This window comes from Pantoea sp. B623 (assembly GCF_024814475.1).
In the GTDB taxonomy this organism is placed as follows: Bacteria; Pseudomonadota; Gammaproteobacteria; order Enterobacterales; family Enterobacteriaceae; genus Pantoea; species Pantoea ananatis.
Genome location: NZ_JANUXM010000004.1, coordinates 1,553,493 through 1,578,958, shown reverse-complemented (window position 1 = coordinate 1,578,958; position 25,466 = coordinate 1,553,493). Strand labels below are relative to the sequence as shown.

Sequence of the window (25,466 nt, the reverse complement as noted above, 5' to 3'; positions counted from 1 at the left end):
ACTATAGGCGAAGGCTTCCTAAATTCAAACGGCATTACAATGCCATACAACAGGGTATGTATTCAGAATGACCTATGCACTGGAACTTTCCCGGCTGACCAAGACCTATCCCGGCGGCGTACAGGCGCTCAAGGGCATCGATCTGAACGTCGAAGCCGGTGATTTTTATGCGCTTTTAGGGCCTAACGGCGCGGGTAAATCGACCACTATCGGCATTATCAGTTCGCTGGTGAATAAGTCTGAGGGCAGCGTCAGGGTTTTTGGCTACGATCTGGAAAAAGACGTAGTGAACGCCAAACGCCAGTTGGGCCTTGTCCCACAGGAGTTTAACTTTAACCCGTTTGAAACGGTCATGCAGATCGTAGTGAATCAGGCCGGTTACTATGGCGTTGAGCGCCGTGAAGCCCTGCAACGTGCGGAAAAGCACCTGAAGCAACTCGACCTGTGGGAAAAACGCAATGAGCGTGCGCGGATGTTGTCCGGTGGCATGAAACGTCGTTTGATGATCGCCCGCGCCCTGATGCATGCGCCCAAGCTGCTGATTCTGGATGAACCTACCGCCGGGGTCGATATTGAACTGCGCCGCTCGATGTGGGTGTTTTTGAAAGATCTGAACGCGCAGGGCACCACTATCATTCTGACCACTCACTATCTTGAAGAGGCAGAAATGCTGTGCCGCAACATCGGCATTATTCAAAATGGCGAGCTGGTGGAAAACACCTCAATGAAATCTCTGCTGTCAAAGCTGAAATCGGAAACCTTTATCCTGGACCTGGCCCCGCGCAGTCCGCTGCCGTCGCTGGAAGGTTTCCAGTATCGCCTGGTCGATACATCGACGCTGGAGGTCGAAGTCCTACGTGAGCAGGGGCTGAACAGTGTATTTAGCCAGCTCAGCGCTCAGGGCGTGCAGGTACTGAGTATGCGCAACAAAGCGAATCGTCTGGAAGAGCTGTTCGTCGGCCTGACGCAAGGAAAAACAGGAGCTAAAGCATGACACATTTGTACTGGGTGGCGTTAAAGAGCATCTGGGCCAGGGAGGTGAACCGCTTCGCCCGTATCTGGATTCAGACGCTGGTGCCACCCGTTATCACCATGACGCTGTATTTTATTATCTTCGGCAACCTTATTGGTGCGCGTATCGGCGATATGAATGGGTTCAGCTACATGCAGTTTATTGTGCCTGGCCTGATTATGATGTCGGTGATCACCAACGCCTATGCCAACGTGGCTTCCTCGTTTTTTAGCGCCAAGTTTCAGCGCAATATCGAAGAGCTGCTGGTGGCACCGGTGCCGACGCACATCATCATTGCGGGCTATGTCGGTGGCGGTGTGGCACGCGGCGTTTGTGTCGGTGTGCTGGTTACGGCGGTGTCGCTGTTTTTTGTCCCTTTCCATGTTCATTCATGGATGATGGTTGCCGTCACGCTGCTGCTCACTGCCGTGCTGTTTTCGCTGGCCGGCCTGATTAACGCGGTGTTTGCCCGTACCTTTGACGATATCAGCCTGATACCGACCTTTGTACTGACGCCATTAACTTACCTGGGCGGCGTGTTTTATTCGCTGACGCTGTTACCGCCCGTGTGGCAAGCCATTTCAAAGCTGAACCCGGTGGTGTACATGATAAGCGGCTTCCGCTTTGGTTTCCTCGGCATCCACGATGTTCCGCTGGCGCTGACCTTATCGGTACTGATTGCCTTTATCGTGGTGTTCTATATCGCGGTCTACTTCCTGATTCAGCGCGGGCGCGGATTGCGTACCTGATGCCATGACGGACAAAAAAAGCAGCGATATCGCTGCTTTTTTATGTGGGCCGGGCTTACGCCAACTGTACCGGCAAGGCTTTCGCCAGGCGCTTCATCTGATTATCCCCTTCAAAGTAGGCCACGTTGGGCTTCCACTGACGGGCTTCTGCATCTTCAACCTGCACATAGGAGCAGATAATCAGGATATCGCCTTCACAGGCACAGCGCGCCGCTGCGCCGTTGACCGAAATGATTTTTGAACCTCGTTCGGCGGCGATAGCATAGGTAGAGAAACGCTGACCGTTGGTCACGTTGTAAATATCGATGGCTTCGTATTGCAGGATGCCAGAAGCATCAAGGAAATCCTGATCGATGGCGCAGGAGCCTTCATAGTTGAGGTCTGCCTGCGTCACCTTCACGCGATGCAATTTGCCTTGTAAAACCGTGCGAATCATAGTCAGAAACCTTGTTATACAGCCAAAAATACGACCTGCAGCCTTTACTGCGTGAGGTCGACCTGTTGATTATCGATCAGCCGTGCGTTCCCCAGCCAGGCCGCCATTAAAACCACGGCACGCTGGCTGTCCACCGTCAGAGGGGCTAGCGTTTCTGCATCGCAGATTGCCAGGCCATCCGGCCGCAATCCTTTTTCCTGCAGCGACAGATTCGCGGCATCAATAATATCGTCAATCTGCCGCTCGCCATTAGCCAGTCGGGCGGCCATTTCATTCATTACCTGACTCAAACCGGGGGCCAGCTTGCGTTCATCGTCAGTGAGATAGCCGTTGCGTGAGCTGAGTGCCAGGCCATCTTTGGCACGGACGGTGGGCACACCGACAATCTCGATGTCGAACCCCATATCCGCCACCATTTTACGAATGATGGCTAACTGCTGAAAATCTTTCTCACCGAAGCAGGCAATATCGGGCTGAACCAGATTAAACAACTTGCTGACGATGGTCGCGACGCCGCGAAAATGGCCGGGACGGCTCGCGCCTTCCAGCAGCGATGACAACACCGGGACCTCTACGAACGTCTGATTCGCCAGCCCCTGGGGATAAACCTCGGCAGGTGAGGGCGCAAACACGACATCGACGCCGTGACGGTTGAGCTTCTCGCAATCCTCCTGGAGCGTACGCGGATAGCGAGCCAAATCGTCAGGACGATCAAACTGCATGGGGTTGACGAAAATGGACACGATAACGATATCACCCCGTTCACGCGCCTCGTCGACCAGCGTTAAATGCCCTTCGTGCAGGTTGCCCATTGTCGGCACCAGCGCGATACGTTTACCTTGCTCGCGCCAGCGACGAACGTCACGTCGCAACATAGGCAGAGTGTCGATGATCAGCACGGCAATTCTCCTGAATTACTGGAAACTGTGTTCAACAGCGGGATAGCTTCCTGCTTCAACTTCAGCAATATAGCGGCGGATGGCCGCCCGGATGTCGCCGGTCTCAGCCAGAAAGTTTTTCGCAAATTTGGGCACGTGCCCGCCGGTGATCCCCAGGGCGTCATGCATGACCAGTATCTGACCGTCGGTAACGTTACCTGCGCCGATACCAATCACAGGAATCGCCAGCGCCTGGGTCACGCGCTGCGCCAGCGCAACAGGGACACATTCCAGCACCAGCAGCTGAGCCCCCGCCGCTTCGATAGCCAGCGCATCAGCCAGAAGCTGCTCCGCGCCTGCTTCATCGCGCCCCTGTACTTTATAACCGCCAAAAATATTCACAGACTGCGGCGTTAATCCCAGATGGCCACATACCGGCACGGCGCGCTCCGTCAGCATGCGTACGCTCTCTGCCAGCCATGCGCCGCCTTCCAGCTTCACCATATTGGCTCCGGCTCGCATGAGCTGCGCTGCGTTATTAAAGGTTTGCTCTGGCGTGGCATAACTCATGAAGGGCAGGTCAGCCAGTAAGAGCGACTGAGGCGCACCCCGACGCACCGCTGCGGTATGGTAGGCGATATCGCTTACCGTTACAGGCAACGTCGAATCATGGCCCTGTACGGTCATTCCCAGCGAGTCGCCTACCAGTAGCACCTGAATGCCCTCATCGGCAAATAGCCGGGCGAAACTAAACTCGTAGGCGGTCAGGGTCGCGAATTTTTTGCCGCTTTCTTTCCACTGACGCAAATGAGAAATGGTGGTGGGTTTCATGGCGCTCTCAACTCAGAAATTCAGATGGACGCATTTTACTGTATCGCGTTGCTGAGCGGAATCTGTGACGTGTGAATAGATGATCAACTGTGCCAGGGACGGATGCTGGAGCAGTCAAGTCTGGCCAGAAGCGGCTGAAGCGGGCGGCCATCAGGCAGGTGCAGATTGGGCGCAATCGCCAGCAGCGGTACCAGCATAAATGCGCGATTAAGCAGGTCGTAATGCGGCACGATCAGCCGATCGCTGTTGAGGCTGGCTGTACCAAACAGCATGATATCAATATCCAGCGTGCGCGGGCCCCAGCGCTCGGCTTTGCGAACGCGACCATGTTCCCGTTCAATTCGCTGGGTTTGATCCAGGAGCGCCTCGGCAGTGAGCGTGGTTTCAAGCGCTACCGCTGCATTAAGGTAGTCCGGCTGGTCGGGTGGGCCATAGGGCGGCGTGCGGTAAAAGGGGGAGGTAGCTACGCGTTGAGTCTCAGGGAGAGCGTCCAGGGCTGAGAGCGCTGCATCAATCTGATGCAGCGGATCGGCAAGGTTACTGCCTAATGCCAGATAAACCCGGGTCATGAGGCGTTGTTGTTATCACGACGCGGAGCCGTTGAACGGCGACGAGGGCGGCGCGTACGGCTGCGCGGGGCCGGATCGTCTCCCAGGGTATTCAGCATCGTTTTCTGCTGTGGCGGCGCGGCAACCTGGAACTCTCCCCACCACTTACTCAGGCGCAGCAGTTCCGGATTGTTTTCTACCTCCGCTCGCAGCGAGAGCAGGTCGTAAGCAGCACGGAACTTAGGATGCTCCATCAGCTTCCAGGCCCGCTTACCGTGGCGACGAGACATGCGTAGCTGCAGCTGCCAGATGTCGCGAATCAACGATGTGATGCGCTTAGGAATGGCTAACGCACGGCAGGCTTCGTCCAGCGTATCGTTCATGGCCAGGGCAAAGGCATCGTAATAGGTCAGGCCACTTTCCTGCGCAATGCGTTCAGCCGCTTCGAGCTGTGGATACCAGAACATCGCGGCGAACAGGAAGGCCGGATTAACCCGCATATCATTTTGAATACGGTTATCCGTGTTCTTCAGCACCTGGGCCAGCATGCGCTCCATGTGGCTGTCGCCGTTCTCGGTAAAGTTACGGGCCAGCGTGGGGAACAGCGGCTGAAATAACTGGTATTCACACAGCTTAAGCCAGGTACTGTAACCATAGCCGGCCTGCAGCAGTTTTAGCGACTCTTCAAACAGACGCGCGGCGGGCACGTCACGAAGTAACGACGCCAGACGGGGAATCGGCTCAGCCGTTTCAGGCGCAATACGCATATTTAATTTGGCAGCGAAACGCGCAACGCGCAGCATGCGCACAGGATCTTCGCGATAACGGGTTTCCGGATCGCCAATCAAGCGAATAATGCCTTGCTGCAGATCGTTCAGACCACCAACATAATCCCGAACCGAAAAATCGGCCACGCTGTAATAGAGGCTGTTGATCGTCAGATCGCGACGCTGAGCATCATCTTCGATGCTGCCGAAAATATTGTCGCGCAGCAGCATACCGCTCTGGGCACGCTGAGAATTGTTATGATCGTCGCTGGTCTCTTCAATCTGATGATGACCGCGGAATGTCGCCACTTCGATCACTTCCGGCCCAAACATCACGTGCGCCAGACGGAAGCGGCGGCCAACCAGACGGCAGTTGCGGAACAGTTTACGCATCTGCTCCGGCGTGGCGTTTGTGGTCACGTCGAAGTCTTTAGGCTTCTGTCCCAGCAGCAAATCGCGCACGCCGCCGCCAACAAGATAGGCTTCATAACCGGCTTTATTCAGACGATACAGCACCTTGAGGGCATTTTCGCTGATGTCTTTACGTGAGATGGTGTGGCTTTCACGAGGAATGATGGTCATATGACTCTCAGGTTCAACCTCTGCTGGTGCTTCCTCGTCATCACGCTTCAGGACTTTCCGGCAAAAATTAGCGACTCGGGTAAAAATGGGACACCTCGACAGTGACAATTAGGGTGTAGGTAAAATCAGCGGCTAATCATAGCCTGTTGTGAATCATTTGAGAATGCTGTTGTCTATGCATCCGTTATCAGGGCGTTATCGTGAGGTATCAAAGCGATATTCCACTGCTTCACGGCGTCAGACAGCAGTTTCTCCTGCGTTTTGTCCATCCAGCCTTCGGCGACAGGCTGCCCCAGAAAGCGTAAAGCCTGCACCAGGCTCGGCCGCGTATCCCCTTCCGGTAACGCGGGCGCATGATTTTGCTTAGAAAGTTTGTGACCATCGGCCGTCGTTGCCAGCGGCAAATGCAAATAGTCCGGCAGCGTCCAGCCAAATTGCTGGTAAAGGGCAATCTGCCGTACCGTAGGCTCAATTAAGTCTGCACCGCGCACAATTTCCGTGATGCCCTGATGATGATCGTCCACGACGACAGCCAGATTGTAAGCAAACAGCCCATCACGACGATGAATGATAAAATCTTCCTCAGCCAGCCGCCGATCGGCAATGATCTCGCCTCTGAGCCGATCCTGAAAACCATAAACAGGCGCATGCTGGCGCAGGCGCAGGGCCGCACCTTCGGGGCCGCGTTGACGATCCCGACAGTGACCATCATAAAAGCCACCGGCTTGCTGAATGCGGCTTCGGGTACAGGTGCAGAAATAACTTTGACGGTGCGCTCTTAACCAGTGCAGTGCATCGCGATAAGCGTTGTGTCTCTGGGATTGCCACATCACCTCGCCGTCCCAGAACAGGCCGTAATGCTCCAGCTGTTGCAGAATACGCGTTGCGGCACCGGCGACTTCGCGCGGCGGATCGATATCTTCAATACGAACCAGCCAGCGGCCGTGCTGTGAACGTGCGCTCAGGTAACTGCCTAACGCAGCAATCAGGGAGCCGAAATGGAGTTCGCCAGAGGGAGATGGCGCGAAGCGCCCAACGCAGGATGAGTATGACATAGGCGTTATGAATCACACGGCGGAAAAAGTGGGACTTCTTCCGCCGTGTGGCTGCAGTCAGACGGCAACATTAACCCGCCATTTGCTTCTCACGAATTTCTGCCAGTGTCTTACAGTCGATACACAGATCGGCGGTAGGACGCGCTTCAAGACGGCGGATACCGATCTCTACGCCACAGGAATCGCAATAGCCAAAGTCATCATCTTCGACTTTCTTCAGCGTTTTCTCGATCTTTTTAATTAACTTACGCTCGCGGTCGCGGTTACGCAGTTCCAGGCTGAACTCTTCTTCCTGAGCGGCACGGTCAACCGGGTCAGGGAAGTTAGCAGCTTCATCCTGCATATGTGTAACGGTGCGATCGACTTCGTCCCGCAATTGATTGCGCCAGGCTTCCAGAATCTTGCGAAAATGGTCCAGTTGCGCGTCATTCATATACTCTTCGCCCGGCTTCTCCTGATAAGGCTCCACCCCAGCGATGGCGAGAATACTCAGGGACGATGTTTTACGGTTTTGCCCTTCTTGCATGTTGTTTCTCTCCTGGATAACACGCACTATACCCTTCGATAGCCATCGGTAAGCGCATTCACGCTGACCGTGTTTATGGCCCTCTCCTGGGTACATCGATCCCCCAACGGGGAAAAAACAGGCCGCTATAAATAACAGAAGCAGTCAAGGTTGGCAATTATTCCTGATCGCATCTTGACAAGCCTGTGAGGAACAGCGTAGTTGACCCCTGACAGAAGGTAGTCATATCACAGAAGGATGCCAGTGATATTACAATGTTACGTCAACCGGCGTCGTTAATAACATCCCCGCGGATGACAGTTCTGCCCGATAAGCCAAAATCTCCACGCCACTCAGCTGCGCCTGTACCAGTTGCTCTGCGTAAGCGGCATCAATGTGACGCGCCGGGGAAACGTCCTCAATCCCCGAGTGCAGAACGGCAAACAACAAAACGGCCCGATGACCCTCTGCCACAGCCTGACTCAGCTCGCGCAGGTGTTTCTGTCCTCGAATCGTCACCGCATCCGGAAAATAGCCTTTACCTTCCTGCAAAAGCGTCACGGATTTCACCTCAATATAGCACTCAGGTCGATCCTGTGCCTTGAGCAGGAAATCAATTCGGCTTTTTTCAGTGCCATATTTGACTTCGGCCTGACATTCCTCGTAGCCCGCCAGCGGTAAAATCTGGTTTTTGCTTAGCGCCTCACGTACCAGTTGGTTGGCGCGCAGGGTATTCACGCAGATCCAGTGGCCCTGCTGCGTCTCGGTCATCTCCCAGCTATGCGGATATTTGCGCGTCAGGCTGTCAGAGGTTGAATACCAAACGGTGTCGCCCGGGGTTGCACAGCCGGTCATTGCGCCGGTATTGGCGCAATGTATTGTCAGCGTCTCGCCTTCAGGCGTCACGACATCGGCCAGAAAACGTTTATAGCGGGTAACCAGTCGCGCAGATTTGAGAACGGGGGAAAAAAGCATAAGGCTCCTGATTAAGGCAGTAAGGGCCAACTGGCCAGCGTGCGGTAGCGGGTCCGGCCTTGCACGTACTCGGAGGCGAAAAGGGAAAATTCGCTGGCTGAAAATTGCCAGTGAAAGCCGCGAGGGGGCAGGGCGACGGGCTGCGTCGCCGCACGCAGCAGCGTCACGTGGGGATGAAAGGGCTGGGCCGGTTGCCCGCAGCCGTGGCGCGCGGCCTGGGCGCGCAGCAGGCTTGCTAACTGTAACAAGCCGCGCGGCGGACGCTGGCAACCCAGCCACACCACGCCGGGACGAGGCCAGTGGCCCGCATCGTCTAATGCGACGTCAAACGCGGGCTGGCGGATACGCGACGCCAGCGTCTGCAACTGGATGGCGGTTTCAGGGGAGACATCCCCCAGAAAAGCCAGCGTCAGGTGGAGGTTGGCGGCTGCAATCGGGCGGCCAGCATCCTCACTAAAAGTGTGTGCCCGCCAGTGCACCAGTTGCTGTTGCAGCGCCTCTGGCGGGGTAATAGCAAAAAATAAGCGTTGTGACGCCATGGCGGTCTCCGGCAATCCTCACGGATGAGTGCTACAATGCGCGCCATCTTAACACAGCCATTCGTGGAGTTTGCGGTGAGTGATCTACCCGTCAGCGCGGTGTTGCCTGACCTTCTGAGCGCGCTTAACGACGCCTCAAACATCCTGCTGGCCGCGCCCACTGGCGCAGGTAAATCCACCTGGTTGCCGCTTCAGCTTTTACAGCATCAGGCGATAGCGGGACGCATCATTATGCTGGAGCCGCGTCGGCTTGCCGCACGTAATGTGGCGCAACGCTTGGCAGAACAGTTGGGTGAACAACCCGGCGCGACCGTAGGCTACCGTATGCGTGGCGAAAGCTGCACAGGGCCGATGACCCGGCTTGAAGTGGTGACCGAAGGCATTCTGACCCGAATGCTGCAGCAGGATCCCATGCTGGACGGCGTATCATTGGTTATCCTGGATGAGTTTCATGAGCGCAGCCTCCAGGCCGATCTGGCGCTGGCGCTGCTGCTGGACGTGCAGCAGGGGTTGCGTGAAGATTTGAAAATCCTGCTGATGTCGGCGACGCTCGATAACGCCAGGCTGGCAGCCTTGTTACCGAATGCCCCTCTCATTACCTCGGAAGGGCGGAGCTACCCGGTTGAACGCCGCTATACGGCAATGAGCCAGACTCTGCGGTTTGAAGAGGCGGTGGCGCGCGAAGTCGCGCAGTTGCTGCGAGAGGAAACGGGCTCACTGCTGTTGTTTCTGCCTGGCGTTGCGGAAATCGAGCGGGTAAAGCGAGAGCTGGAAGCGCGCGTTGACGCTGATGTGGATCTGACCCCGCTGTATGGCGCACTTCCCCTTGCGGCCCAGCAACGGGCCATCCTGCCTGCCGCCAGCGGACGCCGCAAAGTGGTGCTGGCGACCAACATCGCCGAAACCAGCCTGACAATTGAAGGCATTCGCCTGGTGGTGGACAGCGCGCAGGAACGAAGCGCGCTGTTTGATGCCCGCAGCGGTGTGACGCGGCTGCAGACCCAGCGCGTCAGTCAGGCCTCCATGACGCAGCGCGCCGGACGAGCCGGACGTGTCATGCCCGGTATTTGCCTGCATCTGGCAGCGCAGGAACAGGCCTCACGCGCGCCTGCGCAGAGCGAAGCGGAAATTTTGCACAGCGATCTCACCTCGTTGTGGCTGGAGCTGCTGCAGTGGGGATGTACCCGTATCGATCAACTACAGTGGATCGATCTGCCGCCGGAAAAGCATTTGCGCGCGGCCCGGCAGCAGCTGTTGCGGCTGGGGGCGCTGGACGATCAGGGCCATCTTAATGCCCAGGGACGACGAATGGCGCAGTTGGGCAGCGACGCCCGTCTTAGCGCGATGTTATGTGCGGCAGGCGGCGACGCTGATGCCGTTGCCAGCGCGGCCTTGCTGGTGGCCATTCTGGAAGATCCTCCTCGCAGCGCCAGCGTCGATTTACGTGACGCGCTTTATCGTCCATCGCCTCAGTGGCAACGCCGCGCACAGCACTGGCAAAAACGCATCGGCGTCCTGGGTGGCCGGGTGGACGAAGACCGGTTTGCCGCGCTGCTGACTGCTGGATTCAGCGACCGCCTGGCACGACGTCGCGATAACAGCGGCCGGTATCAGCTCGCTAACGGACTGGGCGCGATGCTGGACGAACAACAGGCACTGACGCGTTACGAATGGTTAATCGCGCCCACATTGTTACAGGGCAGCAGCGCGCCGGACGCGCGCATCCTGCTGGCCATGCCCGTCGATATTGATACCTTGACGCAACATTGTCCGCTGCTCGTTGAACAGCGTACCGAGGTGGAATGGGATGAGGAGAAAGGCACACTGCGCACGTTGCGGCGTGAGCAGATTGGCGAACTGGTCCTGAAAACCCAACCGCTTGCCCGGCCCGATACAGAAGTACTGCAGGCGGCCATGCTACGGTGGATCAGTAAAAAAGGACTCTCGGTGTTGGGCTGGACGCCGGCGTCCGGGCAGTTGCGCCTGCGCATTCAGTGTGCGGCCCAATGGTTACCCGAGGAGCCGTGGCCTCAGGTTGATGACGCCAGCCTGCTTGAGTCGCTCGAACACTGGCTTCTGCCTGAGATGAGCGGAGTGCGCGACCTGAAGAGTTTACAGTCCGTGAACCTTGTCAGCGCGCTCTTACATTTGCTCACATGGTCACAACGTCAGCGGCTGGATACTGTGCTGCCAACTCATTACACTGTGCCCACCGGAAGTCGGCTGCCCATCCGCTATGATGCGGATAAACCGCCTGCACTGGCGGTACGCATCCAGGAAATGTTTGGCGAAGCCAGCAATCCGACCGTGGCAGAAGGGCGGGTTCCACTGGTACTGGAGCTGTTATCGCCCGCCCAGCGCCCTTTACAGATCACCCGCGATCTTGCGGCCTTCTGGCGGGGTGCCTATGCGGACGTGCAAAAAGAGATGAAAGGGCGTTATCCCAAACATCTCTGGCCTGACGATCCTGCCTCTGCCTTGCCGACAAGGCGGACAAAAAAGAATACGTCACAGGGCGGAACCTCAGGTTAATTCAGAGGGTTCTGCCATGCGACAGTGAAGAAAGCAGTTAGAGTAGCGGCGCAGCCGTAAGCTATGCCTGGAGAATAAAACGCATGTCTGGGAACGATCGCGAACCTATTGGGCGCAAAGGAAAACCGCTGCCACCGCGCAGTAGCGCCCGCCGTGGGCGGCGCAGAGACATCGATGACGATGCTCAGGACGATTTTGATGATGACTACGAGGAGGAAGCGCCGGTGCCACGTAAAGGTAAAGGTGGAAAACCGCCGCGCGGCAAACGCCGTTGGCTGGGATGGTTAATTAAGCTGTTCCTGGTATTTGTGGTGGTAATGGCCGCGTGGGGCGTATACCTCGACTCGGAAATTCGCAGCCGTATAGACGGGAAAGTCTGGCAACTGCCCGCCGCCGTATACGGTCGTATGGTCAGCCTTGAACCTGGCATGGCCTACAACAAAAGTGAAATGATCGCGCTGCTTGAAGGCACGCAATACCGTGAAGTTTCACGTATTACGCGCCCGGGTGAGTTCTCGGTCAAGGGCAACACCATTGAACTGTTGCGCCGTCCGTTTGATTTTCCGGACAGCAAAGAGGGGCAGATCCATGCCCGTATGACCTTTAGCAAAGATGAACTCAGCGAGATTAAAAACGTTGAAACCGGACGTGATTTTGGTTTCTTCCGTCTTGATCCACGTCTGATTACCATGCTGCAGTCACCCAACGGTGAACAACGCCTGTTTGTGCCCCGTGCGGGTTTCCCGGATCTGCTGGTTGATACGCTGATTGCCACCGAAGATCGCCATTTTTACGAGCATGACGGTATCAGCCCCTATTCTATCGGTCGTGCCTTCGTCGCGAATATTACGGCAGGTAAAGCGGTGCAGGGCGGCAGCACGCTGACTCAGCAGCTGGTAAAAAACCTGTTCCTGACCAACGAGCGTTCACTGTGGCGTAAAGCGCGTGAAGCCTATATGGCCGTGATCATGGACGCCCGTTACAGTAAAGATCGCATTCTGGAGCTTTACCTTAACGAGGTGTACCTCGGCCAGGCAGGTAACGATCAGATTCGTGGTTTCCCCCTGGCCAGCCTTTACTACTTTGGCCGACCGGTAGATGAACTGAGCCTCGATCAGCAGGCAATGCTGGTTGGCATGGTAAAAGGCGCTTCGCTCTATAATCCATGGCGTAACCCGAAGCTGGCGCTGGAACGACGCAATCTGGTTCTGCGCTTACTGCAGCAGCAGAAAGTCATCGACCAGGAACTGTATGACATGCTGTCAGCCCGTCCGTTAGGCGTGCAACCGAAAGGCGGTGTGATCACGCCTCAGCCTGCCTTTATGCAAATGGTACGCAATGAGCTGCAGGCGAAGCTGGGCGACAAGGTCAAAGATCTGTCGGGTGTGAAAATTTTCACCACGTTAGATCCGGTCTCACAGGATGCCGCTGAAAAAGCGGTGATCGATGGTATTCCCACCCTGAAAAAGCAGCGCGGTTTGAAAGATCTGGAAACCGCAATGGTGGTCGTTGACCGCTTCACGGGTGAAGTTCGCGCGATGGTCGGCGGCGCCGATCCGCAGTTTGCAGGCTATAACCGTGCGTTACAGGCTCGCCGTTCAATTGGTTCTCTGGCGAAACCCGCGACGTATCTTACCGCACTGAGCCAGCCGAATACGTACCGGCTGAATACATGGATCGCCGACGAACCTATTGCGCTGAAACAGCCCAACGGCAGCGTCTGGAAACCCATGAATGACGACCGCCGCTTCAGTGGCAAAGTTATGCTGGTGGACGCGTTAACCAACTCTATGAACGTGCCAACGGTGAACCTGGGCATGACGCTGGGGCTCAATGCAGTGGTGGATACCTGGACCAAACTGGGCGTGCCAAAAGATCAGCTCAACCCGGTGCCGGCTATGCTGCTGGGCGCACTCAACCTGACGCCGGTTGAAGTTGCCCAGGCGTTCCAGTCGATTGCCAGCGGAGGGAATCGTGCCGATCTGTCTGCAGTGCGCTCCGTCATTGCGGAAGATGGAACCGTACTGTACCAGAGCTTCCCACAGGCCCAGCGGGTTGAACCGGCGCAGGCGGCCTATTTAACGCTCTACACGATGCAGCAGGTTGCCGATCACGGTACAGCGCGCGCTCTGGGCGCGCGTTTCCCGAATGCGCATCTGGCAGGTAAAACAGGCACCACAAACGACCTGATCGACAGCTGGTTTGCGGGCATCGACGGTAAAGAAGTAGCGATAACCTGGGTAGGGCGTGATAACAACCAGCCCACCAAACTGTACGGTGCCAGCGGCGCCATGCAGATCTATCGTCGCTATCTTGATAACCAGGCACCCATGCCGTTGCAGCTGACGCCGCCTGAAGATGTCACGATGATGAATATAGATTCGGCAGGCAACTTTGTTTGTGGCTCGGGCAGCAGCACCTGGCGTTCGCTACCGGTTTGGGCGCTGGATCCCAACGCGCTGTGTCAACAGCAGCAGCAGCAGGTTCAGCAGCAGCAAATGCAGCAGCAACAACAACAGCAACAGCAGCAACAATTGCAACAGCAGCAACAACAGGAACAGAAAGACAGTGATGGCGTTGCGGGCTGGATAAAAGATATGTTTGGTAAATAACCGGCTAAAAGCGGTTAAAAAAAGGCACTCCGGTGCCTTTTTTTGTGCCTGCTGATGATGAAGGAATCGAGCGACAAACAGCGCCACTGAAGGGAATTCCGCTTGCAGAAAATGTTGGATCTCGCATATTATCGAAACGTTATAATAATCATTATCGTTTCGATTCGCTTGTTCATCCCCATTTGAGAGACACCTTCATGACTGCGCGCACTACCACTTTTGGTTTCCCACAAAGGTTATTTACCCGTCGCCCTCTGGCACTGATGATTGCGCTGCTTTCCGGCGGCGCAAGTTCGCTGGCCTTCGCCGAACAAACGGTGGTGGTTTCGGCCAACGGTGGTGCCGCTGTCGGGCAGGAAAATCCGTGGGGACCGGCGGCCACCGTTGCTGCGAAACGCAGCGCTACCGGTACCAAAACGGATACGCCGATTGAAAAGAACCCGCAGTCGGTTTCCGTGGTCACGCGTGAAGAGATGGAGATGCGCAACGTCAGCAGCGTCAAGCAGGCATTTAACTATACGCCTGGCGTACTGACCGGCAACCGCGGCAGCTCTTCAGTCATTGACGCGCTGTCGATTCGCGGCTTTAGCGAAACCAACACCAACCAGTATCTCGATGGGCTGAAGCTGCAGGGTGACAACTACTCTGAATTCGCTATCGATCCCTATTTTCTGGAGCGGGCTGAACTGCTGCGCGGTCCGGTTTCCGTGCTGTACGGTAAAAGCAATCCCGGCGGTGTTGTCGCTTTAGTCAGCAAGCGTCCCACTCAGGAAACGCTGCGCGAAGTCCAGTTCCAGATGGGCAACCATAATCTTTACTCCACCGGTTTCGACTTTGGCGGTGCCATAGATGATGCGGGCGTATACAGCTATCGCCTGACAGGCCAGGCCAGCAGCCAGGATGCCCAACAGGCGAACAATAAACAAAAGCGTTACACTATCGCCCCTTCATTCAGCTGGCGTCCGGATGAAAATACCCGTTTAGATCTGCTGACCTATTTCCAGAACGAGCCGGACACCGGCTACTACGGCTGGCTGCCGCGTGAAGGGACCGTTGTGCCGATCACCCGGCCTGATGGCAGCCAGTACAAACTGCCGACCAACTTTGATGAGGGCGAGAAGAGCAACCGCATCTCACGCAATACCAAAATGCTGGGCTACAGCTTCGAGCACCGTTTTGATGATACCTGGACGGTGCGTCAGAATCTGCGCTATGCCGAGTTAACCACGGATTACCGCAGTATCTATGGAAACGGCTTTGATGCAACCACTCAGCAAATCACCCGCGGGTCTGCGGCTTCAGACGAGAAACTGAATCAGTTTGCGGTAGATAATCAGGCTCAGGCTAAATTTGCCACCGGCCAGCTTGATCATACGTTACTGCTTGGCGTTGATTATCAGCGCATGCGAAATGATATTAATGCGGCTTTTGGCTCAGCATTCCCGTTGAATGCGGTTAATCCGCAATACGGCAATGACGCGCTAAACGGCACAGCTTTCCCGTATCGCTATCTCAACAAACAGGAGCAAACCGGCCTGTATGCACAAGACCAGATGGAATGGGATCGTTGGGTACTGACATTGGGCAGTCGCTATGATTACGCAATGACCTCTGCTTTTAATCGCAGTAGCAGTACCGAAGTTAAAAGTCATGACCAGGCGTTTACCTGGCGTGGCGGCTTAAACTATGTGTTCGATAATGGTATCGCGCCGTATTTCAGTTATAGCGAATCCTTCATTCCGACATCCGGAACGACTCAAAGTGGTCAACCTTTCGACCCTTCACGCGCTAAGCAGTATGAAACGGGCGTAAAGTTTGTGCCAAAAGATCGCCCTGTCGTTGTCACGGCCGCGATTTATGAGCTGACAAAGACCAAGAACTTAACAGCTGATCCTAACAGTCCTAATTTCAGCATCCAGAGCGGCGAAATCCGTTCTCGCGGTTTGGAACTGGAAGCCAAAGCGGCGCTAAACGCCAACGTAAACCTGACGGCCTCTTATACCTATACCGATGCCGAGTATACGGAAGATACCCAGCTCCAGGGCAAAACCCCGGTACAGGTGCCCAAACACATGGCGTCACTGTGGAGTGACTATACCTTCCACGAAACCGCGCTGTCAGGCGTCACGGTCGGAGCGGGCGTCCGTTACGTGGGCGAAAGTCAGGGGCTGTATAGCACAGGTCCTGATGCCAACCAGAACTTTAGCGTGGCGGGTTATACCACTGTCGATGCTGCACTGAAATATGATTTAGGACGTTTTGGTTTGCCTGGCTCAACGGTAGGCGTTAACGTTAACAACCTGTTTAACCGCGACTACGTTGCCAGTTGTTACCGTGAGTATGCGTGCTACTGGGGCGCAGAACGGCAGATTACAGGTACCGCCACGTTCCGGTTCTGATAGATGAGGGCGCTCCGGCGCCCGTTTACAGGGATTACCATGCAGCTTCCGCAGCATCAACAAACGACCTTCCAACTGGAGAATGCCAGCTTTCGTGTACCCGGTCGCACGCTTCTCCAGCCGCTGTCTCTCTCTTTTACTCCAGGCAAAGTGACCGCACTGATAGGTCATAATGGTTCAGGCAAATCCACGCTGTTAAAAATGCTGGGGCGGCATCACGCGGCCAGCGAAGGCCGGGTGCTCCTTAACGGTCGGCCTGTAGAGAGCTTAAAAAGCAAAGTGTTTGCCCGGGAGGTCGCCTATTTACCGCAGCAGTTACCGGCTGCCGAAGGCATGACGGTGCGTGAGCTGGTGGCCATCGGGCGTTATCCCTGGCATGGGGCGCTGGGACGTTTCAGTCAGGAGGACCGGGCACGCGTTGAGCAGGCGATTTCGCTCGTCGGATTAACGCCTTTTGCCTTTCGTCTGGTAGACAGCTTATCGGGTGGGGAACGGCAACGGGCCTGGCTGGCGATGATGGTGGCGCAAAACAGCCGCTGTCTGCTGCTGGATGAACCCACTTCCGCGCTGGACATTGCCCACCAGGTGGACGTGCTGGCCCTGATTCAGACGCTGAGCCGGGAGCATGGCTTAACCGTCATTACCGTATTGCATGACATCAACATGGCGGCCCGTTACTGCGACCATCTGGTGGCATTACGTGGCGGTGGGCTTATCGCGCAAGGCGGCCCGGAGCACATCATGCAGGCGGACGTTTTGCAGGATATCTATGGTATTCCAATGGGGATCTTTCCCCATCCTGGCGGCGGCGCGCCGGTGAGCTTTGTGTGTTAAGGACAGGATAATGCCCGATTTATTCCGCCGTCGCCTGATGATGGCGATGGCGTTATCGCCACTGATGAGCCCCTTTTCACTCCAGGCGGCGCAGCCCGATCCCGATCGCATCATCGCGCTGGAGTGGTTACCTACCGAACTGCTGCTGGCGTTAGGCGTTAAGCCCTTTGGGGTCGCCGATGTGCATAATTATAATATCTGGGTCGGGCAGCCAGCCTTGCCTGCCGGCGTGGTGGATGTTGGGCTGCGTACCGAGCCTAACCTTGAACTGATGACCCAGATGCATCCCTCCCTGATTCTCTGTTCAAACGGCTATGGACCGCCTAAAGAGAAACTCCAGCGTATTGCGCCCATTATGGGGTTTGACCTGCACGGCGGCGACGGTAAACCCTTGTCGCGCGCGCGTGTCTCGCTGCGCGCGCTCGGAGCCAGACTGGGGCGAGAGGCTCAGGCTGAAGCGCATCTGCAATACGTGGATGCGGAAATCGCCGCAGCCCGTCAGCGTCTGGCTCCCTATGCCGGACGCGCTATCTTGCTGATGTCACTGCTTGACAGCCGCCATGCCATCACCTTCGGTAAGAACAGCTTATTCCTTGAAGTCATGGAACGGCTTGGCCTGAAGAATGCCTGGCAGGGAGAAACCAATTTCTGGGGAAGTTCAGTGATTGGCCTGGAAAGGCTGGCGGCGTTTCACGATGTCGAAGCCATCTGCTTCGACCACGACAATGCGGCCGTTATGCAGCAGCTGTCGCGCAGCCCGCTGTGGCAGGCAATGCCTTTTGTCCAAAGCGGTCATTTTCAACGCGTACCGGCGGTCTGGTACTACGGGGCAACATTGTCGGCCCTGCATTTTATACGCGTGCTGGAACATGCGCTGGAGAAGGTCTGATGCGGCATCGTTATTTTCCTGTCACCGTGCTGAGCGTCCTGTTTCTGCTCGCGCTGGCGCTCACCGCGATAAACCTTCAGCAGGCCCTGCCTCCGGGGCAGTGGACTCAGGCCTTGTGGTCACCGGATACCGCTAATGTCCAGCAGATGGTGTTTCACTACAGTTTGCTGCCGCGCTGGGCGCTGGCGCTGTTGGTGGGTGCCGGTCTGGGATTAGCGGGCTTGCTGTTTCAACAGGTACTGCGAAACCCGCTGGCGGAACCGGGAACGCTAGGGGTTTCATCCGGCGCACAGTTGGGGATCACCGTCGCCACATTGTGGCACCTGCCGGGCGGAGCACTCACCCAGCAGCTTGCCGCCTCAGGTGGTGCGTTGCTGGTGGGGGCGCTGGTCTTTAGCGTGGCCTGGAGTAAACGCTTATCGCCCGTTACCCTGATTCTGGCAGGGCTGGTCCTGAGTCTCTACAGCGGGGCGGTTAATCAGATCTTCGCCATCTTCAATCACGACCAGTTGCAAAATATGTTTTTGTGGAGCACGGGCGCACTGAACCAGATGAGCTGGGACAGCGTTACCCAGCTCTGGCCGCGCCTGGTGCTGGCGCTGATACTGTCACTGGCGCTTCTGCGGCCGCTGACGCTCATGGGGTTGGACGATGGCGTGGCAAAAAACCTCGGGCTGGCCCTGTCCGTCACCCGGCTAGCGATTCTGGCGCTGGCAATACTGCTGAGCGCACAGCTGGTGAGCGTCGCCGGCATCATTGGTTTTATCGGCCTGTTTGCGCCGCTGCTGGCAAGGCTGCTCGGTGGACGCCGCTTGCTGAGCCGCATGCTGCTGGCTCCGCTGATTGGCGCATTGCTGCTGTGGCTGGCGGATGCCTGCGTCCTGTGGCTTACGACGCACTGGCGCGAGGTTTCCACCGGCACGGTGACGGCGTTACTGGGCGTGCCGATTCTGCTCTGGCTGCTCCCGCGCCTGCGGACGGGGTCCGTTCCCCCCGCACTGGATCAGGGCGACAGCGTGCCGGTTGAACGTCATCATTTTCTGCGCTGGAGCCTGACCGGTCTGGTGGTGTTAGGCATGCTGGCCTGGCTTTGTCTGGCGTTTGGACGGGACGCGCAAGGCTGGATCTGGACCCAGGGTGACATGCTCAATGCGCTGCTTCCGTGGCGCGCACCGCGTGTGCTGGCGGCCCTGGCGGTAGGCTTAATGCTGGGCGTAGCCGGTAGCCTGATTCAGCGACTGACCGGTAACCCGATGGCCAGCCCGGAAGTCTTGGGCATCAGTTCCGGGGCGGCCTGTGGTGTGGTCGTGATGTTATTCCTGGTACCCGGTAATGCGCTGGCGTTTCTGTTGCCTGCCGGTGCGCTGGGCGCAGCGGTAACCCTGGCGATCATTATGCTGGTTGCCAGCCGTGGCGGGTTTTCACCCGAACGCATGCTGTTGGCCGGGATGGCGTTAAACAGCGCTTTTGTCACCATTCTGATGTTGTTGATGGCCAGTGGCGATCCCCGGATGTCGGGTTTACTGACCTGGATCTCCGGCTCGACCTATAACGTCAGCGCCACCCAGGCGCTGCAAAGTGCAGGCTGTGCAGTCGTGCTGGTGTCGTTAGCGCCGCTGGCCAGCCGCTGGCTCACGCTGCTGCCTTTGGGAAGCGCCACGGCGCGCTCGGCCGGCATGGCGCTCACCGCCTCGCGGCTGGCGCTGCTGCTGCTGGCCGCGGCCTTAACGGCCAGTGCCACGCTGACGATTGGGCCATTGAGCTTCGTGGGGCTGATGGCACCACACATGGCGCGCATGCTGGGGTTCCGTCGCGCGTTGCCGCAGCTGTTACAGTCGGGTGTGCTTGGCGCAGGTTTAATGATGATAGCTGACTGGTGTGGGCGAATGGTGGCGTTCCCAAACCAAATTCCGGCGGGATTGATGGCCACATTTTTAGGGGCACCCTATTTTATTTGGTTATTGCGGCGCGCTCGTTAAAAAAAAGACCGGCGTTTGCCGGTCTGCATTTTTTACAGCTTAGCGAAGCAGCGACGGGCGGCATCGACAGTGTGCTGAATGTCCTCTGCGCTGTGCGCCAGCGACATAAAGCCGGCTTCAAAGGCGGACGGCGCAAAGTAAACGCCTTCTTCAAGCATCAGGTGGAAAAAGCGCTTGAAGCGTTCAACATCGCACTGCGTCACATCTTTATAGCAGGTGACGCTGTCGGCATCGGTAAAGAACAGGCCAAACATGCCGCCAACCTGATTCACCACCACCGGAATATTTTCCTGTTTTGCCGCGTCGAGCAGTCCCTGCGCTAACTGTGAGGTCAGACGATTGAGTTTGTCATGCATGCCCGGCTGGGCAATCTGGGTTAAGCAGGCATAGCCGGCAGCCATAGCGACAGGGTTACCGGACAGCGTACCCGCCTGATAAACCGGTCCGGTCGGTGCCAGTGCCTCCATGACTTCGCGACGGCCGCCAAAAGCACCCACCGGCATACCGCCACCGATGATTTTGCCGAGGCAGGTGAGATCCGGTTTAACGTTGTAGTACTCTTGCGCACCGCCCAGGGCAACGCGGAAACCCGTCATCACTTCATCGATAATCAGCAGTGCGCCAAACTCATCACAGAGCGCGCGCAGGCCGGGTAAGAATTCGGGTTGGGGCGGAATACAGTTCATGTTTCCGGCCACGGGCTCGACAATAATAGCGGCGATAGCCTGCGGATACTGTTCAAACGCAGCGCGCACCGAATCCAGATCGTTATATGTACAGGTCAGCGTATGCTTGGCAAAATCGGCGGGCACGCCCGGTGAGTTAGGCTGCCCCAGCGTCAGCGCACCGGAACCGGCTTTCACCAGCAGATGGTCGGCATGACCGTGGTAGCACCCTTCAAACTTGATGATTTTGTCGCGACCGGTAAAACCGCGCGCCAGACGAATCGCGCTCATGGTGGCTTCGGTGCCGGAGTTCACCATCCGCACCATTTCCATGCTGGGCACCAGTTTACACACCAGCTGCGCCATGGTGACTTCCATCTCGGTTGGTGCCCCGAAGCTCAGGCCGCGCTGGGCAGCCTCAATCACGGCCTGACGAATGCCATCATTGTTATGTCCCAGCACCATCGGGCCCCATGACCCAACATAGTCGATGTACTTTTTACCGTCGGCGTCATAAAGATATGCACCGTCAGCATGCTCAATGAACAGCGGAACGCCACCCACACCGGTAAACGCCCGTACCGGCGAGTTCACACCGCCGGGGATCAGGCGTTGTGCTTCGGCGAACAGTTCTTCAGACTTACTCATTTTCGGCTCCAGCAGTTCATAAAATATCGGGCTATTCTACGGAAGAGGGGCTGCTGACGAAAGGCCGCTATAATCATCAAAGTGAATCCGGCACAGAGTGCGAAGCTGAAAGCTTGATTGCGCCGGGTCGCTGGCAGATAATAGCAATATTGAGGTCGTTTTCTGACCCGGACGTTTACGGAGTAACTCATGAGTGATGAAGTAGTAGCACTGCCGTTGCAGTTTACCGACGCAGCAGCCAAAAAAGTTAAGAATCTGATTGCTGACGAAGAGAACCCGGCACTGAAGCTGCGTGTGTATATCACTGGTGGTGGTTGCAGCGGCTTTCAGTATGGTTTTACATTCGACGATCAAATGAACGACGGCGACATGACCATTGAAAAGCAGGGCGTCTCGCTGGTGGTTGATCCCATGAGCCTGCAGTATCTGGTGGGCGGTTCTGTTGATTACACGGAAGGGCTGGAAGGATCGCGCTTTATCGTCACCAACCCTAACGCCAAAACCACCTGCGGCTGCGGGTCGTCATTCAGTATCTGATTATCGGGCCGCCTCTGCGGGCGGCCTCGGTTACCATTCAACCGTCACCAGACGATCGTTCGTCCCGCTGCTTCCCTGTCGCTTTAACACCGTTTGTGTCACGCGCGGCTGTGCGTTTATCTGACGACCGCACTCAACCTGCGGCACAGACTGACCCATTGAACGGTTAATTTCACAACGTGAATAGATGACGAGTCTGACGTTAATAGAGCCGGTCGTCGATCCCGCGTAGGCCTGCTGCGCGATCAGAAGCCCTATGGCCAGAAGCGGTGCTTTGGTCATATTTAAATTCCTGGTGTAGTCGAATGCGCTAAGCGCTAAAACGGACATCGGGCATACGTGGCACGTGTCTCATACTTAAAATTAACGGCAGTCAGGGTGATTTCTTTAGTTGACGGTGTAACGCATGCAGAACCGACAGCATTATTTAACCGGGTGCAGGCCTTTACACAGCTGGTCGGCGGCTAACAGGATGCGCGGTCCCGGACGGCTGAGCCAGTCGTCGTTAATGGCAATCACGCTGACGTTAAGCTGCGGTCGCCAGAACTGCGCCGTGTGACTCGCCTGCTGTGCATCACCTGTTGTGACGATGACCTGCGGATGGCGCATCAGCACCTGTTCCCGGCTCACCTGGGGCCAGCTCACCGCACTGTCGGCAAAGATATTCTGCCCGCCACACAGCCTGATGATATCGTTTTGCAGCGTCGCCTTAGCCGCGGTAAACATGGGCGAAAAGCCAAACTGCAGAAAGACGGGAATGGGATGTTGTGTGTGGTAGCGCTTCCGCAAAGCCGCTTCCTGCTGGCGCAGCTCCCCGGCGGCTTGTGCGGCATGTTGCGGAGCTGGACTCCACTTTGCTAATCCTGCCAGTGCATCAATCATGCCATCCAGCGTTGCGGCATTGACCCATTCAACCTTAATACCCAACTGCTGCAGCTGGTCTACCTGACGCTGCGGATTGCCGCCGCGCCACGCCAACACCACATCGGGTTTAAGCTGCAAAATACGTTCAAGATTGATGCCCTGCCAGTTAGCGACCTGTTCAATGTTTTTTGCTTCAGGCGGATAGCTGGACCAGGCGCTGACCGCAATCGGAGTAATACCTGCGGCAAAGGCGAGCTCAGTCAGATGGGGAGCAAGGGTGATGACGCGGGGTGGGGCAGCATACAGGCTGCTGCTCAACAGCAGCAGCCAGCACAACAACAGCCGTTTAGCCACGAGCCAGACGGGCCAGCAAATTTTCAACCATCAGTGACGACTGGCTGGCCGCGACGCTCAGAAACTTGTCAAAACTCAGGTGTGATTCCTTATCGGCCACGTCGGAAATCGCTCTGACGACCACAAAAGGCACCTGGAACTGATGACAGACATGGCCGATGGCGGTCGCTTCCATTTCAACCGCAATAGCCTGTGGGAAGGTCGCCCGGATGCGCGCCAGGGGCTCAGCCCCGTTGATAAACGCATCGCCGCTCACCACCAGGCCGCGAACCGCGTTCAGGTTGAGCTGCTTAATGCAGGCTTCCGCCTCGGCAATCAGGGTGCTGTCAGCCGTAAAGGCAGCCGGACAACCTGCCATCTGGCCCGGCTCATAGCCAAACGCGGTCACATCGGCATCGTGATAGCGCACTTCTTCCGACACCACGATGTCACCTACGGCTAACGTCGGGGCTAAACCGCCTGCGGAACCGGTATTAATAACGAGATCGGGTTTACACAGCTGCAGCAACAGCGTGGTGCCAAGGGCTGCCGAGGTTTTACCAATGCCTGATTTCAGCAAGGCAACGTCAACACCATTGAGTGTGCCAGTGTAAATTTCACAGCCCGCCAGAGACAGAGTCTGACGATTTTCAATTTTGTCACGCAGCAGGGTCACTTCCTGCTCCATTGCGCCAATGATGCCTGCTTTCATTTTGCGTCTCGCTAATGTAATGAATTTAAAAATCGGGCATAGTCTATCATGGCACTGACGGGATCATTTCACGAAAAAATAAGGGGACAGGTATGGCGGCGATCAATTTCAGGAAGAAGATCAGCTTCACTCGCCCTTATAGCAACCGTAAAGATCCGCAAGGTGAATATTTTATTACCCGCCATTTTGAAAGCGATCGTGGACGCATCATTAATTCGGCGGCCATTCGCCGACTGCAACAAAAAACCCAGGTCTTTCCGCTTGAGCGCAACGCCGCCGTCCGTTCACGCCTGACGCATTCGCTTGAAGTGCAGCAAACCGGTCGATATATCAGCAAAGAGATTCTGCAAACCTTAAAAATGCAGGGTGGGCTGGCAAAATATGGACTGGACGACATGGAAGGGGCCTTTGAAAGTCTGGTCGAAATGGCGTGTCTGTTGCATGACGTCGGGAATCCTCCGTTCGGGCATTTTGGCGAAGCTGCCATTAACGACTGGTTTGAAGATAATCTGGCTGCCGAACTGGTCGATCCGCTGGTGGCTGGCGTCGAAAGCGAAGAGCAGCGCCAGTCCTTTGATCAAATGAACGCTATGATTCGTCAGGATTTATGCCATTTTGAAGGCAATGCCCAGGCGATCCGTATGGTGCACACCTTGCTGCAGCTCAACCTGAGCTACTCTCAGGTGGCCTGTATTCTTAAATATACCGCGCCGGCATGGTGGCAGGGTGAGAAACCGGCCGAATTTAGCGTATTAATGAAAAAGCCGGGCTTTTATTTGTCTGAGCGGGAATATATCAGCGATCTCCGTGCCGCGACGCATCTGACGGAGCATCATCGTTTCCCGCTGACCTATATCATGGAAGCGGCTGATGACATTTCATATTGTATTGCCGATTTGGATGACGCCGTCGAAAAAGCCATTTTCAATGTCGACAGTTTGTATGAATTCCTCAGCAAAGCCTGGGGGCCAATAAATAACAATGATGCGTTCAGCCGTACCGTAGGTGAGGCCTGGCGCGAAGCAGGAAGTAAAAAACGCCGCAGCCGAAGCGATCAATTTTTCATGTCCCTCCGGGTTAATGTTCAGAATGTTCTGGTCACCTATGCCGTTAAACGTTTTATCGACAATCTGCCCGCTATTTTTGACGGAAACTTCAACCATGCATTATTAGAAGACGGCGGCGAAGAGGGGCGTTTATTACAAATATTTAAAACTGTAGCACGGCAGCAGGTGTTTAATCATTCCGAAGTTGAACAGCTGGAGCTGCAGGGTTATCGCGTCATAAAGGGGTTGCTTGAAATATACCAACCGTTAATGATGTTGAATTATGAAGACTTTACTACCCTGATAAATGAAGATTTTTTGCGCAACCATCCGATTGAGACACGTCTTTTCCATAAACTTTCCGGAAAGCACAGAAAAGCCTATCTGCATAAAATGCGCACGCTGGTTGTTGAACACAAATATGAGCGTTTGTTATGGGAACGTTATTATCGCTTTCGTCTGATTCAGGATTACATTAGCGGCATGACCGATCTCTATGCCTGGGATGAGTACCGTCGTTTGATGGCGGTGGAATAAGC

23 protein-coding genes are annotated in these 25,466 nt (G+C 56.0%); 10 read left to right on the top strand and 13 right to left on the bottom strand.

The features are described from left to right. Positions 1-67 precede the first annotated feature (67 nt). Positions 68-994: an ABC transporter ATP-binding protein gene (locus tag NXS97_RS09305; protein WP_013024656.1), complete on the top strand. Its 927-nt coding sequence runs from the start codon at positions 68-70 to the stop codon at positions 992-994. Continuing rightward, positions 991-1,761, top strand: a complete 771-nt coding sequence (locus NXS97_RS09300; protein ID WP_013024657.1) for an ABC transporter permease — start codon at positions 991-993, stop codon at positions 1,759-1,761. The genes NXS97_RS09305 and NXS97_RS09300 overlap by 4 nt, the downstream gene beginning before the upstream one ends. A 55-nt stretch (positions 1,762-1,816) precedes the next feature. On the opposite strand, the gene panD is transcribed toward NXS97_RS09300, so the two are convergent. The 9 genes from panD to thpR all read right to left on the bottom strand — a co-directional run bounded on the left by panD (position 1,817) and on the right by thpR (position 8,877). After that, positions 1,817-2,197: an aspartate 1-decarboxylase gene (gene panD, locus NXS97_RS09295; protein ID WP_013024658.1), complete on the bottom strand. Its 381-nt coding sequence runs from the start codon at positions 2,195-2,197 to the stop codon at positions 1,817-1,819. Between the two features lie 44 nt (positions 2,198-2,241). Beyond that, on the bottom strand, positions 2,242-3,096 hold the full coding sequence (gene panC / locus NXS97_RS09290; protein WP_013024659.1) for a pantoate--beta-alanine ligase: 855 nt from the start codon (positions 3,094-3,096) through the stop codon (positions 2,242-2,244). A 15-nt stretch (positions 3,097-3,111) separates the two neighbouring features. Further along, a complete protein-coding gene (gene panB, locus NXS97_RS09285) occupies positions 3,112-3,906 on the bottom strand; it encodes a 3-methyl-2-oxobutanoate hydroxymethyltransferase (protein WP_019106435.1) in 795 nt (264 codons plus the stop codon). Positions 3,907-3,989: 83 nt separating this feature from the next. Next, positions 3,990-4,475: a 2-amino-4-hydroxy-6-hydroxymethyldihydropteridine diphosphokinase gene (gene folK / locus NXS97_RS09280; RefSeq protein WP_013024661.1), complete on the bottom strand. Its 486-nt coding sequence runs from the start codon at positions 4,473-4,475 to the stop codon at positions 3,990-3,992. Further along, positions 4,472-5,890, bottom strand: a complete 1,419-nt coding sequence (gene pcnB / locus NXS97_RS09275; protein ID WP_206099803.1) for a polynucleotide adenylyltransferase PcnB — start codon at positions 5,888-5,890, stop codon at positions 4,472-4,474. The genes folK and pcnB overlap by 4 nt, the downstream gene beginning before the upstream one ends. Before the next feature lie 86 nt (positions 5,891-5,976). After that, positions 5,977-6,858: a tRNA glutamyl-Q(34) synthetase GluQRS gene (gene gluQRS, locus NXS97_RS09270; RefSeq protein ID WP_022622248.1), complete on the bottom strand. Its 882-nt coding sequence runs from the start codon at positions 6,856-6,858 to the stop codon at positions 5,977-5,979. A gap of 70 nt (positions 6,859-6,928) precedes the next feature. Then, positions 6,929-7,384, bottom strand: a complete 456-nt coding sequence (gene dksA / locus NXS97_RS09265) for an RNA polymerase-binding protein DksA (protein WP_006117731.1) — start codon at positions 7,382-7,384, stop codon at positions 6,929-6,931. 249 nt (positions 7,385-7,633) lie between these two features. Continuing rightward, positions 7,634-8,338, bottom strand: a complete 705-nt coding sequence (sfsA, locus tag NXS97_RS09260) for a DNA/RNA nuclease SfsA (protein ID WP_014592945.1) — start codon at positions 8,336-8,338, stop codon at positions 7,634-7,636. Between the two features lie 11 nt (positions 8,339-8,349). Next, the gene (gene thpR / locus NXS97_RS09255) at positions 8,350-8,877 is read right to left on the bottom strand and encodes an RNA 2',3'-cyclic phosphodiesterase (RefSeq protein WP_105077138.1); all 528 of its coding nucleotides are present in this window, start codon (positions 8,875-8,877) and stop codon (positions 8,350-8,352) included. 36 nt (positions 8,878-8,913) lie between these two features. Here thpR and hrpB point away from each other — a divergent pair, with 36 nt between their 5' ends. The 6 genes from hrpB (at position 8,914) to fhuB (ending at position 20,122) form a co-directional block, all read left to right on the top strand. Then, entirely contained in the window at positions 8,914-11,409 is a 2,496-nt protein-coding gene (hrpB, locus tag NXS97_RS09250; protein WP_022622247.1) for an ATP-dependent helicase HrpB, read from the top strand. Between the two features lie 83 nt (positions 11,410-11,492). Next, positions 11,493-14,021 (top strand): bifunctional glycosyl transferase/transpeptidase, encoded by a 2,529-nt coding sequence (gene mrcB, locus NXS97_RS09245; RefSeq protein WP_013024668.1) that lies wholly within the window; start codon positions 11,493-11,495, stop codon positions 14,019-14,021. A 197-nt stretch (positions 14,022-14,218) separates the two neighbouring features. After that, the gene (gene fhuA / locus NXS97_RS09240; RefSeq protein WP_105087810.1) at positions 14,219-16,420 is read left to right on the top strand and encodes a ferrichrome porin FhuA; all 2,202 of its coding nucleotides are present in this window, start codon (positions 14,219-14,221) and stop codon (positions 16,418-16,420) included. A gap of 39 nt (positions 16,421-16,459) precedes the next feature. Further along, positions 16,460-17,254, top strand: a complete 795-nt coding sequence (gene fhuC, locus NXS97_RS09235; protein ID WP_116220024.1) for a Fe3+-hydroxamate ABC transporter ATP-binding protein FhuC — start codon at positions 16,460-16,462, stop codon at positions 17,252-17,254. A gap of 10 nt (positions 17,255-17,264) precedes the next feature. After that, the gene (gene fhuD / locus NXS97_RS09230; protein ID WP_015700930.1) at positions 17,265-18,143 is read left to right on the top strand and encodes a Fe(3+)-hydroxamate ABC transporter substrate-binding protein FhuD; all 879 of its coding nucleotides are present in this window, start codon (positions 17,265-17,267) and stop codon (positions 18,141-18,143) included. After that, positions 18,143-20,122, top strand: a complete 1,980-nt coding sequence (gene fhuB, locus NXS97_RS09225; protein ID WP_181901435.1) for a Fe(3+)-hydroxamate ABC transporter permease FhuB — start codon at positions 18,143-18,145, stop codon at positions 20,120-20,122. Before fhuD ends, fhuB begins: the two co-directional genes overlap by 1 nt. 32 nt (positions 20,123-20,154) lie before the next feature. On the opposite strand, the gene hemL is transcribed toward fhuB, so the two are convergent. Continuing rightward, complete coding sequence (gene hemL, locus NXS97_RS09220; RefSeq protein WP_014592952.1) at positions 20,155-21,435, bottom strand: glutamate-1-semialdehyde 2,1-aminomutase; 1,281 nt, start codon at positions 21,433-21,435, stop codon at positions 20,155-20,157. Between the two features lie 189 nt (positions 21,436-21,624). Here hemL and erpA point away from each other — a divergent pair, with 189 nt between their 5' ends. Then, positions 21,625-21,972, top strand: a complete 348-nt coding sequence (gene erpA / locus NXS97_RS09215; RefSeq protein WP_013024674.1) for an iron-sulfur cluster insertion protein ErpA — start codon at positions 21,625-21,627, stop codon at positions 21,970-21,972. Between the two features lie 30 nt (positions 21,973-22,002). Here erpA and NXS97_RS09210 read toward each other — a convergent pair whose 3' ends face one another. The 3 genes from NXS97_RS09210 to mtnN all read right to left on the bottom strand — a co-directional run bounded on the left by NXS97_RS09210 (position 22,003) and on the right by mtnN (position 23,881). Then, entirely contained in the window at positions 22,003-22,254 is a 252-nt protein-coding gene (locus NXS97_RS09210; RefSeq protein ID WP_041930705.1) for a hypothetical protein, read from the bottom strand. A gap of 141 nt (positions 22,255-22,395) precedes the next feature. Beyond that, entirely contained in the window at positions 22,396-23,190 is a 795-nt protein-coding gene (gene btuF, locus NXS97_RS09205; RefSeq protein ID WP_116220025.1) for a vitamin B12 ABC transporter substrate-binding protein BtuF, read from the bottom strand. Continuing rightward, on the bottom strand, positions 23,183-23,881 hold the full coding sequence (gene mtnN, locus NXS97_RS09200; protein WP_116220026.1) for a 5'-methylthioadenosine/S-adenosylhomocysteine nucleosidase: 699 nt from the start codon (positions 23,879-23,881) through the stop codon (positions 23,183-23,185). Before mtnN ends, btuF begins: the two co-directional genes overlap by 8 nt. Positions 23,882-23,973: 92 nt before the next feature. Between mtnN and dgt the strand changes: the two genes are divergently transcribed. Further along, entirely contained in the window at positions 23,974-25,464 is a 1,491-nt protein-coding gene (gene dgt / locus NXS97_RS09195; protein WP_019106443.1) for a dGTPase, read from the top strand. Positions 25,465-25,466 lie beyond the last annotated feature (2 nt).